The 12832-nt window shown below is 64.2% G+C and carries 9 protein-coding genes and 1 pseudogene; 3 read left to right on the forward strand and 7 right to left on the reverse strand.

Annotated elements, in window-relative coordinates:
- Nucleotides 1-188 precede the first annotated feature (188 nt).
- Both rho and trxA read right to left on the reverse strand, forming a co-directional pair.
- A complete protein-coding gene (gene rho, locus ACVWZ5_RS14670) occupies nucleotides 189-1448 on the reverse strand; it encodes a transcription termination factor Rho (RefSeq protein WP_011536308.1) in 1260 nt (419 codons plus the stop codon).
- A 309-nt stretch (nucleotides 1449-1757) separates the two neighbouring features.
- Nucleotides 1758-2087: a thioredoxin TrxA gene (trxA, locus tag ACVWZ5_RS14675; protein ID WP_062575557.1), complete on the reverse strand. Its 330-nt coding sequence runs from the start codon at nucleotides 2085-2087 to the stop codon at nucleotides 1758-1760.
- A gap of 244 nt (nucleotides 2088-2331) precedes the next feature.
- Here trxA and ppx point away from each other — a divergent pair, with 244 nt between their 5' ends.
- Nucleotides 2332-3834 carry an exopolyphosphatase gene (ppx, locus tag ACVWZ5_RS14680; RefSeq protein WP_084942102.1) on the forward strand — a complete coding sequence of 501 codons (1503 nt, stop codon included), beginning with the start codon at nucleotides 2332-2334 and terminating at the stop codon, nucleotides 3832-3834.
- Nucleotides 3835-3871: 37 nt separating this feature from the next.
- Here the strand turns inward: ppx and ppk1 are convergent, their stop codons facing one another.
- Complete coding sequence (gene ppk1, locus ACVWZ5_RS14685) at nucleotides 3872-6112, reverse strand: polyphosphate kinase 1 (protein WP_028689235.1); 2241 nt, start codon at nucleotides 6110-6112, stop codon at nucleotides 3872-3874.
- 19 nt (nucleotides 6113-6131) lie between these two features.
- Complete coding sequence (gene hemB, locus ACVWZ5_RS14690) at nucleotides 6132-7142, reverse strand: porphobilinogen synthase (protein WP_062575559.1); 1011 nt, start codon at nucleotides 7140-7142, stop codon at nucleotides 6132-6134.
- Nucleotides 7143-7349: 207 nt separating this feature from the next.
- Here hemB and ACVWZ5_RS14695 point away from each other — a divergent pair, with 207 nt between their 5' ends.
- Entirely contained in the window at nucleotides 7350-7994 is a 645-nt protein-coding gene (locus ACVWZ5_RS14695; protein ID WP_172402405.1) for a DedA family protein, read from the forward strand.
- A gap of 501 nt (nucleotides 7995-8495) precedes the next feature.
- On the opposite strand, the pseudogene ACVWZ5_RS14700 reads toward ACVWZ5_RS14695, so the two are convergent.
- Nucleotides 8496-9122: pseudogene (locus tag ACVWZ5_RS14700) on the reverse strand (sterol desaturase family protein); the annotation flags it as partial.
- A gap of 113 nt (nucleotides 9123-9235) precedes the next feature.
- Here ACVWZ5_RS14700 and elbB point away from each other — a divergent pair.
- Complete coding sequence (gene elbB / locus ACVWZ5_RS14705; RefSeq protein ID WP_062362666.1) at nucleotides 9236-9901, forward strand: isoprenoid biosynthesis glyoxalase ElbB; 666 nt, start codon at nucleotides 9236-9238, stop codon at nucleotides 9899-9901.
- 119 nt (nucleotides 9902-10020) lie between these two features.
- Here elbB and ACVWZ5_RS14710 read toward each other — a convergent pair whose 3' ends face one another.
- Both ACVWZ5_RS14710 and ACVWZ5_RS14715 read right to left on the reverse strand, forming a co-directional pair.
- The gene (locus ACVWZ5_RS14710) at nucleotides 10021-10473 is read right to left on the reverse strand and encodes a YaiI/YqxD family protein (protein ID WP_084942104.1); all 453 of its coding nucleotides are present in this window, start codon (nucleotides 10471-10473) and stop codon (nucleotides 10021-10023) included.
- 133 nt (nucleotides 10474-10606) lie between these two features.
- The gene (locus ACVWZ5_RS14715; RefSeq protein WP_435767919.1) at nucleotides 10607-12550 is read right to left on the reverse strand and encodes an FTR1 family protein; all 1944 of its coding nucleotides are present in this window, start codon (nucleotides 12548-12550) and stop codon (nucleotides 10607-10609) included.
- Nucleotides 12551-12832: the final 282 nt, after the last annotated feature.

Below are 12832 nucleotides of genomic sequence, written 5' to 3' on the forward strand. Positions count from 1 at the left end.
GGCGTATCGGTCGGGGTGCAGAGTGTAGCGCCGTTCACGCCTTGTTTGGGGGCAAAAATGAACTGGGGCCGCTTCGCGCCCCATCGCGACACAAGGCCGCTCCTACAGGCGAATGAGTAATCCTGTAGGAGCGGCCTTGTGTCGCGATGGGCTGCGGAGCAGCCCCAATCAGTTCCAGCCTGAAACGCTTACTTGCGCTTCATCGACAGGAAGAACTCATCGTTGGTCTTGGTCTGCTTGAGCTTGTCGACCAGGAACTCGATGGCGGCGATCTCGTCCATCGGGTGCAGCAGCTTGCGCAGGATCCACATGCGCTGCAGTTCGTCGTCGGCGGTCAGCAGCTCTTCGCGGCGGGTACCGGACTTGTTGATGTTGATGGCCGGGAACACACGCTTCTCGGCGATACGACGGTCCAGGGGCAGCTCCATGTTGCCGGTACCCTTGAACTCTTCGTAGATCACTTCGTCCATCTTCGAGCCGGTCTCGACCAGCGCGGTGGCGATGATGGTCAGCGAACCACCTTCCTCGATGTTACGCGCGGCACCGAAGAAACGCTTCGGCTTCTCCAGGGCGTGGGCGTCGACACCACCGGTCAGCACCTTGCCGGAGCTCGGGATCACGGTGTTGTAGGCACGGGCCAGACGGGTGATCGAATCGAGCAGGATGACCACGTCCTTCTTGTGCTCGACCAGGCGCTTGGCCTTCTCGATGACCATTTCGGCGACCTGCACGTGGCGGGTCGGCGGCTCGTCGAAGGTCGAGGCGACCACTTCGCCGCGCACGGTACGCTGCATCTCGGTCACTTCTTCCGGGCGCTCGTCGATCAGCAGGACGATCAGGTGGCACTCGGGGTTGTTACGGGTGATGTTGGCCGCGATGTTCTGCAGCATGATGGTCTTGCCCGCTTTCGGCGGGGCGACGATCAGGCCGCGCTGGCCTTTGCCGATCGGGGCGCACAGGTCGATGACGCGACCGGTGAGGTCTTCGGTGGAACCGTTGCCGGCTTCCATCTTCAGGCGCTTGTTGGGGAACAGCGGCGTCAGGTTTTCGAAGAGAATCTTGTTCTTCGCGTTCTCCGGACGGTCGAAGTTGATGGTATCGACCTTCAGCAGCGCGAAGTAACGCTCGCCTTCCTTCGGTGGACGGATCTTGCCGACGATGGTGTCGCCGGTGCGCAGGTTGAAGCGACGGATCTGGCTGGGCGAAACGTAGATGTCGTCAGGGCCGGCCAGGTAAGAGGCATCCGCCGAACGCAGGAAACCGAAACCATCCTGGAGAATCTCCAGCACGCCGTCACCCGAGATCTCTTCGCCGCTTTTCGCATGCTTTTTCAGCAGGGCGAAAATCACGTCCTGTTTGCGCGAACGGGCCATGTTTTCGATGCCCATCTGTTCGGCCATTTCCAAAAGATCGGTAATCGGCTTTTGCTTGAGTTCTGTCAGGTTCATAAGGGGAGTGACGTAATCATGTAAGGAAGGGAGAAATTAAGCGTTGGCTTAATGAGGCCGCGCCGCTAGATGGCGACAGGATCGCGTACTGATTCGAATTAGGGATGCTTCGGCGACGGCGTGCAGAGGGCACTGGAGAAGCAGTGCGAGGCCGAATGTAACACTTGCTTTTTTCGACGTCTAGTGGTTTTGGCCACCGATTTCCGGGGCTATCCGCCTGGATGGGCACGATAGCGGGGCTCGCCGGCCCTCACGGAAAATGCCTACAGCAGATAAAGAAAAGCCCCGCATTTGCGGGGCTTCATCGCATCACAGGCTGGCGTCGAGGAACGCCTTGAGCTGCGATTTGGACAGCGCGCCGACCTTGGTCGCCTCGACGTTGCCGTTCTTGAACAGCATCAGCGTCGGGATGCCACGCACGCCGTGCTTGGCCGGGGTCTCGGCGTTTTCGTCGATGTTCAGCTTGGCGATGGTCACCTTGCCCTGGTATTCAGCGGCGATGTCGTCCAGTACCGGAGCGATCATCTTGCATGGGCCGCACCATTCAGCCCAGTAGTCGACCAGCACCGCGCCTTCAGCCTTGAGTACGTCGGCTTCGAAGCTGGCGTCGGTGACATGTTTGATAAGATCGCTGCTCATGGATATCTCCAGGTCGTAAGCACAAAAAAACGTTGCCCATCATAGCCGCACCCAGGCGCGACAGGAAGCCACGGACGATTGAGTCTAACTATAGTTGTGCAAGACGCCACGAATCGAAACTGTCATGTCACGGTCATAACAATACTATGACATTGCCATGCATCAAGCCTTGCCGTGCCGCTCGTTGGCGTATACTCGCGATCGTGGCACGATTGCCGGGTTAACGACCGAGAACCTCCAGACCATGCCGCAAACCTCCGCGAAGAACCTGTCTCTGATTGCCGCCATCGACCTGGGCTCCAACAGCTTCCACATGGTCGTGGCCAAGGCCCATCACACGGAAATCCGCATCCTCGAAAGGCTTGGAGAAAAGGTTCAGCTCGCCGCGGGCATCGACGATGAGCGCAAGCTCAGTGAAGAAGCCATGCAACGCGGCCTGGAATGCCTCAAGCGCTTCGCCCAGCTGATCAACGGCATGCCCCAGGGCTCGGTGCGCATCGTCGGCACCAACGCCCTGCGCGAAGCGCGCAACCGCAACGAATTCATCCTGCGTGCCGAAGCCATCCTCGGCCACCCGGTCGAGGTCATCTCCGGCCGCGAAGAGGCGCGCCTGATCTACCTGGGCGTGTCCCACACCCTGGCCGATACCCCCGGCAAGCGCCTGGTCGCCGACATCGGCGGCGGCAGCACCGAGTTCATCATCGGCCAGCGTTTCGAGCCGCTGCTACGCGAAAGCCTGCAGATGGGCTGCGTGAGCTTCACCCAGCGCTACTTCCGCGACGGCAAGATCACTCCGGCGCGCTACGCCCAGGCCTACACCGCCGCGCGCCTGGAGCTGATGAGCATCGAGAACGCCCTGCACCGCCTGACTTGGGACGAGGCCATCGGCTCGTCCGGGACCATCCGCGCCATCGCCGCGGCTATCAAGGCCATCGGGCAGGGCAGCGGCGAGGTCAACGCCGAGGGGCTGGCGGCAGTCAAGCGCAAGTTGTTCAAGCTCGGCGAGACCGACAAGATCGACTTCGAAGGGGTCAAGCCCGATCGGCGGACCATCTTCCCGGCGGGCCTGGCCATCCTCGAGGCGATCTTCGACGCCCTCGAGCTGCAGCGCATGGACCACTGCGACGGCGCCTTGCGCGAAGGCGTGCTGTTCGACCTGCTGGGCCGCCATCACCACGAGGACGTGCGTGAACGCACCCTGAATTCGCTGATGGAGCGCTACCACGTCGACCAGGGCCAGGCCGCGCGCGTGGAGCGCAAGGCGCTGCACGCCTTCGACCAAGTGGCCGCAGCGTGGGATCTGGAGGACGGCAACTGGCGCGATCTGCTGGGATGGGCGGCGAAGATCCATGAAATCGGGCTGGATATTGCACACTACCACTACCACAAGCACGGTGCCTACCTGATCGAGCACTCCGACCTGTCGGGCTTTTCTCGCGAAGACCAGCAGATGATGGCCCTGCTGGTGCGTGGCCACCGTCGCAACATTCCCAAGGACAAGTTTGCCGAGTTCGGCGACGAAGGCGTCAAGCTGATCCGCCTGTGCGTGCTGCTGCGCTTCGCCATTCTGTTCCACCATATCCGCGGCACCCAGGCGATGCCCAAAGTGGAGCTGCAAGCCGGCGACAACAGCCTGGAGGTGGTCTTCCCGGGCGGCTGGCTGGAGCAGAACCAGCTGACCCAGGCCGACTTCGCCAACGAGGCGGAGTGGCTGGCGCGGGTCAATTTCGTGCTTAGCGTGCGCTGAAAGTCCATGGGGCCGCAAAGCGGCCCCAGCAATCCAACTAGCGTACGTTGAGCACCGGATTGCTCAGCCGCTCCAGCAGCGTCGACTGGGCACTGCGCGGGTTCTGGTTGCCGGTCGGCGTGCTGCGCACGTAGCGCCCGTCCGGCTGCAGGGTCCAGGCCTGGGTGTTGTCGGTCAGGTACCCCTCCAGCTCCTTCTTCACCCGCAGCAGCAGCTTCTTGCCCTCCACCGGGAAGCAGGTCTCGACGCGCTTGTCGAGGTTGCGCTCCATCCAGTCGGCACTGGACAGGTAGATCTGCTCCTCGCCGCCATTGAGGAAGTAGAACACCCGGGTGTGCTCGAGGAAGCGGCCAATGATCGAGCGCACATGGATGTTGTGCGATACCCCCGGGATGCCCGGACGCAAGCAGCACATGCCGCGCACCACCAGGTCGATGCGCACGCCCGACTGGCTGGCCTTGTACAGCGCCTTGATGATCTTCGCGTCGGTCAACGAGTTGAACTTGGCGATGATGTGCGCCGGCTTGCCTTCCAGGGCGAACTGGGTCTCCCGGGCGATCATGTCGAGCATGCCCTTCTTCAGGGTGAAGGGCGCGTGCAACAGCTTCTTCATGCGCAGGGTCTTGCCCATGCCGATCAGCTGGCTGAACAGCTTGCCGACGTCCTCGGTGAGGGCGTCGTCAGAGGTCAGCAGGCTATAGTCGGTGTACAGGCGGGCGTTGCCGGCGTGGTAGTTGCCGGTGCCCAGGTGCGCGTAACGAACGATCTCGCCTTGCTCGCGGCGCAGGATCAGCATCATCTTGGCGTGGGTCTTGAAGCCGACCACGCCGTAGATCACCACCGCGCCGGCGGCCTGCAGGCGGCTGGCCATCTGCAGGTTGGACTCTTCGTCGAAGCGCGCGCGCAGTTCGATCACCGCAGTGACCTCCTTGCCGTTACGCGCCGCGTCCACCAAGGCGTCGACGATTTCCGAGTTGGCGCCCGAGCGGTACAGGGTCTGGCGCACGGCGAGTACGTGCGGGTCCTTGGCGGCCTGGCGCAGCAGGTCGATCACCGGGGTAAACGACTCGAACGGGTGCATCAGCAGCACGTCCTGCTTGCCGATCACGCTGAAGATATTGTCGGCGTTCTGCAGCAGCTTGGGGATCGCCGGGGTGAACGGCGTGTACTGCAGCTCCGGGTGGCTGTCGAGGCCAGTGATGCTGAACAGGCGGGTCAGGTTGACCGGACCGTTGACCTGATACAGCTCGCTCTCGCTCAGGCTGAACTGCTTGAGCAGGTAGTCGGAAAGGTGTTTCGGGCAGGTGTCGGCCACCTCGAGGCGCACGGCATCGCCGTAGCGGCGCGAGAACAGTTCGCCGCGCAGGGCGCGGGCCAGGTCGTCGACCTCTTCCGAATCCAGCGCCAGGTCGGCGTTACGGGTCAGGCGGAACTGGTAGCAGCCCTTGACCTTCATGCCCTGGAACAGGTCATCGGCGTGGGCGTGGATCATCGACGACAGGAACACATAGTTGTCGCCCGGGCCACCGACCTCTTCCGGCACACGGATGACCCGCGGCAGCAGGCGCGGCGCCGGGATGATCGCCAGGCCCGAGTCGCGGCCGAAGGCATCGACCCCCTCGAGCTCGACGATGAAGTTCAGGCTCTTGTTCACCAGCAGCGGGAACGGGTGGGTCGGGTCGAGGCCGATCGGGGTGATGATCGGCGCGATCTCGTCGCGGAAGTAACGGCGGACCCAGGTCTTGAGCTTGGGTGTCCAGTAGCGACGACGGATGAAGCGGATGGCGTGCTTCTCCAGCTCCGGCAGCAGCACGTCGTTGAGGATCGCGTACTGGCGATCCACCTCCAGGTGCACCAGCTCGCTGATGCGCGCCAGCGCCTGGTGCGGCTGCAGGCCGTCGGCGCCGGCCTGTTCGCGGGCGAAGTTGATCTGCTTCTTCAGGCCCGCCACGCGGATCTCGAAGAACTCGTCGAGGTTGCTGGAGAAGATCAGCAGGAACTTCAGGCGCTCGAGCAGCGGGTACGATTCGTCCAGCGCCTGCTCCAGCACGCGGATGTTGAACTGCAGTTGCGAGAGCTCGCGATGAATGTACAGGCTGCTGTCGTCCAGGCTCGGCACGGCGATCGCCGGGGCCGGCGCAGGCGCGGGTGCCGGGGCGGCTTCGACGACCGCTTCCGGCTCCGCTACCGCTGGCAAATCGGGCGGGGTCTGCACCATCTCTTCGGGCACGGCCTGGGCATCCTTGATCTCGACAGGGGTTAGCACTTCGTTATTCATCTGACGTTCCTGGAGGGCGTTACTGCCCTCTCATCAATTGAGCGGCACGCACGGCGAAATAGGTCAGGATGCCATCAGCGCCTGCCCGTTTGAAAGCGGTGAGGGATTCGAGGATCACGGCTTCGCTGAGCCAGCCGTTCTGGATGGCGGCCATGTGCATGGCGTACTCGCCGCTGACCTGGTAGACAAAGGTCGGCACCTTGAACTCGGTCTTCACCCGGTGGACGATGTCCAGGTACGGCATGCCCGGCTTGACCATGACCATGTCGGCGCCTTCGGCGAGGTCGGTAGCCACTTCGTGCAGGGCTTCGTCGCTGTTGGCCGGGTCCATCTGGTAGGAAGCCTTGTTGGCCTTGCCCAGGTTCAGCGCCGAGCCGACCGCGTCACGGAACGGGCCGTAGTAGGCGCTGGCGTACTTGGCCGAGTAGGCCATGATGCGCACGTTGACGTAACCGGCCTCTTCCAGGGCCTGGCGGATCGCGCCGAGACGACCGTCCATCATGTCCGACGGGGCCACCACCTGGGCGCCGGCCTCGGCGTGAGACAGCGCCTGGCGGACCAAGGCCTCGACGGTGATGTCGTTCTGCACGTAGCCCTCTTCATCGAGGATGCCGTCCTGACCGTGGGTGGTGAACGGGTCCAGGGCCACGTCGGTGATCACCCCCAGCTCCGGGAAGCGGGCACGCAGGGCGCGGGTGGCGCGCTGGGCGATGCCGTCCGGGTTCCAGGCTTCGGCGCCGTCGAGGGATTTTTTCTCGGTCGGGGTCACCGGGAACAGCGCCAGCGCCGGAATACCCAGCTCCACCCAGCCCTGTGCGGCTTCCAGCAGCAGGTCGATCGACAGCCGCTCGACGCCCGGCATGGACGGTACTTCTTCGCGACGGCCCTCGCCGTCCAGCACGAATACCGGAAGAATCAGGTCATCGACGGTCAGGGTGTTTTCGCGAACCAGGCGACGGGAGAACGCGTCCCGGCGGTTGCGACGCAGGCGGGTGGCAGGAAACAGACGATTGGCGGGGGTAAAGCTCACGGCAGACTCCTGAGCCCGCGCGGGCGGGCAGCGCGACAGTTATAAGCGGCCATTATGACGCCTGTGTTACATCCTTGGGCAACCCTGCGACTTGTGGCCGCAGCCATTGTCCTTGCAGGGAATCTTCACGTCGAGACACATTTGGACACTTTCCCCAACGCGCCCGAAGGGGTAGGCTGCGCGTTCATTTCGCCAGCACGCCAGAAAATGCTTCAACAATTCCTGAACGATTTCGGCTACTTTGCCCTTTTTCTCGGCACGTTCTTCGAGGGCGAGACCATCCTGGTGCTCGCGGGCTTTCTTGCGTTCCGCGAATACATGGACATCAAGCTGGTGGTCCTGGTGGCCTTCTGCGGCAGCTACGCCGGTGACCAGCTGTGGTACTTCATGGGCCGCCGCCACGGGCGCAAGATCCTCGCTCGCAAGCCGCGCTGGCAGGCCATGGGTGACCGAGCGCTGGAGCACATCCGCCGCCATCCGGATATCTGGGTACTGAGTTTCCGTTTCGTCTACGGCCTGCGCACGGTAATGCCGGTGGCCATCGGCCTGTCCGGCTACCCGCCGCGCCGCTACCTGCTGCTCAACGGCATCGGCGCCGCGGTGTGGGCCCTGGCCCTGGGCCTGGCCGCCTACCACTTCGGCGCCATTCTCGAAGGCATGCTAGGCAGCATCAAGAAATACGAGCTATGGGTGCTCGGCGGCCTGCTGGTGCTGGGCCTGCTGCTCTGGCTGCGCCGGCGTTTTCGCAACATCCGCGCCGAGCGCCGCGCGGCGGCAGAGGGCCAGGCCGCCGAGGCTGAGCAGGCTGTAACCCAGGAGCAGCAACCAGAACACGGGCGTGACCAGCACTAAGCCAAGCGCGCCGGCCAGATACAGCGCCGGCGCATTCGACAGCAGCCGCACGATCTCCAGGCGCCCCGCCCACGGCCGGTCCTCCAGCGCCACGCCCAGCACGAACAGCCCGAACGCCATCACCGTCCAGCCCAGCACCAGGGCCGCGGGCGCCACCTGCTCCGCCACCTCCATCAGATAGCTGCCCAGCGCCACGTAGACCGCGAACTGCACGGTGACGTAAAGCTGCTGCGCGCCGCCCAGGGGGATCGCGAACTTGCGAAACGCCGCCAGGTCCTGCTTGGGCTGTGGATCAGCGGCGGCCACATCCGCCGGGCGCCAGCCAGTGGGCATGAACCAGATGCGCAGCTTGTCCCACCAACTGCCGGCGCGACGAGCGTCGTGCCAGAGCTGGGCGTAGAACTGCACGTTGGCCCACAGTGGGTTCCAGCTGGCCAGCGGCGTGGTTACTCCGAAGATCACAGGCTCGCGTTCGTCCTCCTCCTGGAAGGTGCCGAACAACCGGTCCCAGATTATGAACACGCCGCCGTAGTTGCGATCCAAGTACAAAGGATTCTGCGCATGGTGGACGCGATGGTTGGACGGCGTGATGAAGATCCACTCCAGCCAGCCCAGCTTGGGCACATGGCGGGTGTGCACCCAGAACTGGTACAGCAGGTTCAGCGACGCCACGGTGATGAACACCAGGGGCGGCACGCCCAGCAGCGCCAGCGGCAGGTAGAAGATCCAGGAGAACAGGAAGCCGCTGCTGGTCTGGCGCAGGGCGGTGGTCAGGTTGTACTCCTCGCTCTGGTGATGCACCGAGTGCGCGGCCCACAAGACGTTGCGCTCATGGCCCAGGCGGTGCAGCCAGTAGTAGCAGAGGTCGTAGAGCACGAAGGCGACCACCCACACCCACCAGGCATCGGCCGGCAGCCGCAGCCAAGCCAGGTGTTCCCAGGCCAGGGCATAGGTGACCAGCCCCACCCCTTTGGTGAGCAACCCGGTGCTGGTGGACAGCGCGCCGGTGCTCAGGCTGTTGATCGAGTCGGCGAGCTGGTAGTTGCGCCGGCCGCGCACGCGGTCAGCGATCAGCTCCACCGCGATCAGCACGAAGAAGAACGGCACGGCCAGCAGAATCAGGTCCATGAACGGCCACCTCCAAGGTTGTTCACGAAGATTAGGCCCGCCGAAGGGCAAATCCCATGGCTACATCTGCCAAACTAGAGGACATTTAGCGCCTCGACACTGGAGTATTGAGCATGACAAAAAAAGTTGCGGTGATTCTGTCCGGTTGCGGCGTGTACGACGGCGCCGAGATCCACGAAAGCGTGATCACCCTGCTGCGCCTGGACCAGCGTGGCGCCCAGGTGCAGTGCTTCGCGCCGAACATCGCGCAGATGCATGTGATCGACCACCTGACCGGGGAAGAGATGCCGGAATCGCGCAATGTGCTGGTGGAGTCGGCGCGCATTGCCCGTGGCGAGGTGAAGGACATTCGCGAAGCCAAGGCCGAAGACTTCGACGCCCTGATCGTTCCAGGCGGCTTCGGCGCGGCCAAGAATCTCTCCAACTTTGCCGTCGAAGGCGACAAGTGCAGCGTGCAGCCAGATGTGCTGGCCCTGGCCGAGGCCTTCGCCGAGGCGGGCAAGCCCGTTGGCCTGATCTGCATCTCACCGGCCCTGGCGGCGAAGATCTACGGGCCGGGCGTGGTCTGCACCATCGGCAACGACGCCGGCACCAGCGCGGCGGTGGTGAAGATGGGCGGCACCCATGAGGAGTGCGATGTGCACGACATCGTCGAGGATACCCAGCGCAAGCTGGTGACCACACCGGCGTACATGCTGGCCAAGTCGATCAGCGAGGCGGCGGGTGGCATCTACAAGCTGGTGGATCGGGTGCTGGAGCTGACCCACGAGAACGACTGACAGACGCTGGTGTAGGGGCAACTGTCTTGAGCTACCCGTACCGGCCTCATCGTCGGCTACAGGTAAAGCACAAGCCCATAGCCGCTCCTACAGGCTTGGCGAATGCTTCCGGGATAACGTCAGGCTTTGGACAGTCGAGTGAGAATGCGGTCCAGCGCATTGGCGAACGCCTGCTTCTCGCGCTCGCCATAGGGCGCCTGGCCACCGCCAACCTGACCTTGCTCGCGCAGCTCGGTGAACAGGTTGCGTACCGCCAGGCGCTCGCCCATGTTGCGCTCGTCGAACTCGCGACCGCGCGGATCCAGCGCCGCCACGCCCTTCTTGATCAGGCGATCGGCCAGCGGCACATCGCTGCAGATCACCAGCTCGCCGGGCTCGGCGTTCTCCACCAGGTAGTCGTCTGCCGCGTCCATGCCGCTGGGCACCACGATCAGCCGCACGCAGGCGAAGGCCGGCTTGATCTGCGGCTGGCCGGCCACCATCACCACTTCGAGCTTGCGCTTGAGGGCGAACTTGACGATCAGCTCCTTGGCCGCCTTGGGGCAGGCGTCGGCATCGATCCATACACGCATTGCTTTCGTTTCCTCGCATAGCTGGGAGGGCCGCGCCCTCCTTTCGCGACACAAGGCCGCTCCCACAGAGCTGCCAGTATGCCTGTGGAGTGGCCTTACGTCGCGATGGGCCGCATGACGGCCCTGAAGTATCTCAGCTGGCCGCTGCCCGGCGCTTCTCGGCCAGCCGGCTGCGCCCGTAGAGGAGCACGATTGCCAGCAACGCCACGACCTGCGCGCCCAGCGAATAGGCATCGGCATGAATCCCCAGCCAGTCGAACTCGAAGAACGCCACCGGCCGCGTTCCCAACACCCCGGCTTCCTGCAGGGCCTTGACGCCATGCCCGGCGAACACCACCGACAGCGCGCACAACAGCGCCGCGTTGATGCTGAAGAACAACGACAGCGGCAGCTTGGCCGAGCCGCGCAGGATCACCCAGGCCAGGCCCACCAGCAGCACCAGCGCCGTGGCGCCACCGGCCAGCACCGCCTGATGGCCAGCCGGGCCGGCCTGCAGCCACAGGGTCTCGTAGAACAGGATCACCTCGAACAGCTCGCGGTACACCGAGAAGAACGCCAGCAAGGCAAAGCCGAAGCGCCCGCCGCCACTGACCAGGCTGCGCTTGATGTAGTCCTGCCAGGCCGCGGCATGACGTCGATCGTGCATCCACACGCCGAGCCACAGCACCATCACCGCGGCGAACAGTGCCGTACAGCCTTCGAGCAGTTCCCGCTGCGCCCCGCCGACATCGATCACATAGGCCGCCAGGGCCCAGGTGGCGAAGCCGGCGACCAGCGCCAGGCCCCAGCCGATATTGACGCTGCGCACCGCCGACTGCTGACCGGTGTTGCGCAGGAAGGCCAGGATCGCCGCCAGCACCAGGATCGCCTCCAGGCCCTCGCGCAGCAGGATCAGCAGGCCGGAGACGTAGCTCAGCGACCAGCTCAGGCCATCGCTGCCCAGCAGCTTGGAGGCCTGCTCCAGCCTGGCCTTGGCCTCGGCCAGGCGCTGTTCGGCCTGGGCCACCGGCAGGCCGTCCTGCAACGACTGACGGTAGGCCATCAGTGACTTTTCCGTGTCCTTGCGGGCCTGGGCGTCGATGTTGTCGAGCGAGCTTTCCACCAGCTCGAAGCCTTCCAGGTAGGCGGCCACCGACAAATCGTAGGCTTGATCGTGGTCGCCGGCGCGGTAGGCCGCCAGGCTCTTGTCCAGGGTACTGGAGGTGTATTCGAGCAACTGCGCCGGGCCACGCTTGACCTGCGGCGGCTGCGCGCGCTGGGCGCGGAACGCGGCCACGGCATCCGCGCCTTCGCTGGCGGCGACTTCGGCCGGAGTCTGCCGGGCGAGGTCGGCGATGTTCCAGGTCTTGTCGCCCTTGGCCGCCTGCGGGTCGGCGGTGAAGCTGGCGATGTAGGCCGCCACGTCCCAGCGCTGGCGCTCGTCGAGTTGTTCGGCGAACGACGGCATCTCGGTGCCTTCGATGCCCAGCCCGAGTGTGTTGTACAGGTCGAACAGGCTCAACTGGTCGAGGCGCCTGGTATCGCGCAGGTTGGCCGGCGCAGGCTCCAGGCCGATGCCGGCCGGGCCGTCGCCCAAGCCGGTGTCACCGTGGCAGATCGCGCAGTTCTGCGCATACAGCGCCGCGCCGCGGGCTGGGTCCGGGGTGATCACCGGGGCCTGGCTGACCTCGTAGGCCACTGCCAGACGCGCACCCAATTGGCGGGCCTGGCGGGCAACAGCGGCGCCGTCCTGACGCTGGTCGATGGCCTGGCGCAGGCCCTGCACACCCTGCTCGAGCGCGCCGCGCTCGGCATGCGCGGGCAGGCCCTTGACCAGCTCGGCCAGCACGCCGCTGAACTCCTGCTGCTCGCGGTATTCCCCGTCGTCCACCACCTTGCCATCACGCACGGTCGGCGGGTAGTCGGCACCGATGTAGTCCAGCAGGTGCAGCGCCTTGGTCGCCTCGGCGGGTGCTTCGGCCAGCGTCGGGTTGCTGCACAGCGCCAGCACCGGGCCAAACAACAGGGCAGGCAGCCAGGCAAGCAGACGGGAACGGGAAGTCATGGCCAATCTCGACGGAAATACGAAAGAGAACATTGTTCACTTCCACTCTCCCCTGCTCAAGGCTCATGGGCAGATTTCATGAAAAATCTTGAGACAAATTGACGGAATGCACCGACCGGGAATGCAGTTTTCCAACTGATGGCATCGGCGCCAAAAATGCGAAGCAATTCGCCATCACCGTACTACTACTTTGGGTATAATCCCGCGCCGCCGTAATAGCCATTAGCAATCAAGGCGCCTCCATCGAGAGGTTCTGGCGATAAACAGAGGGATCTGCCGCCCCCGCCCACGCGGCCAACCGTTTCAGGGAAAGAA

This window comes from Pseudomonas sp. TE6283 (assembly GCF_054060555.1).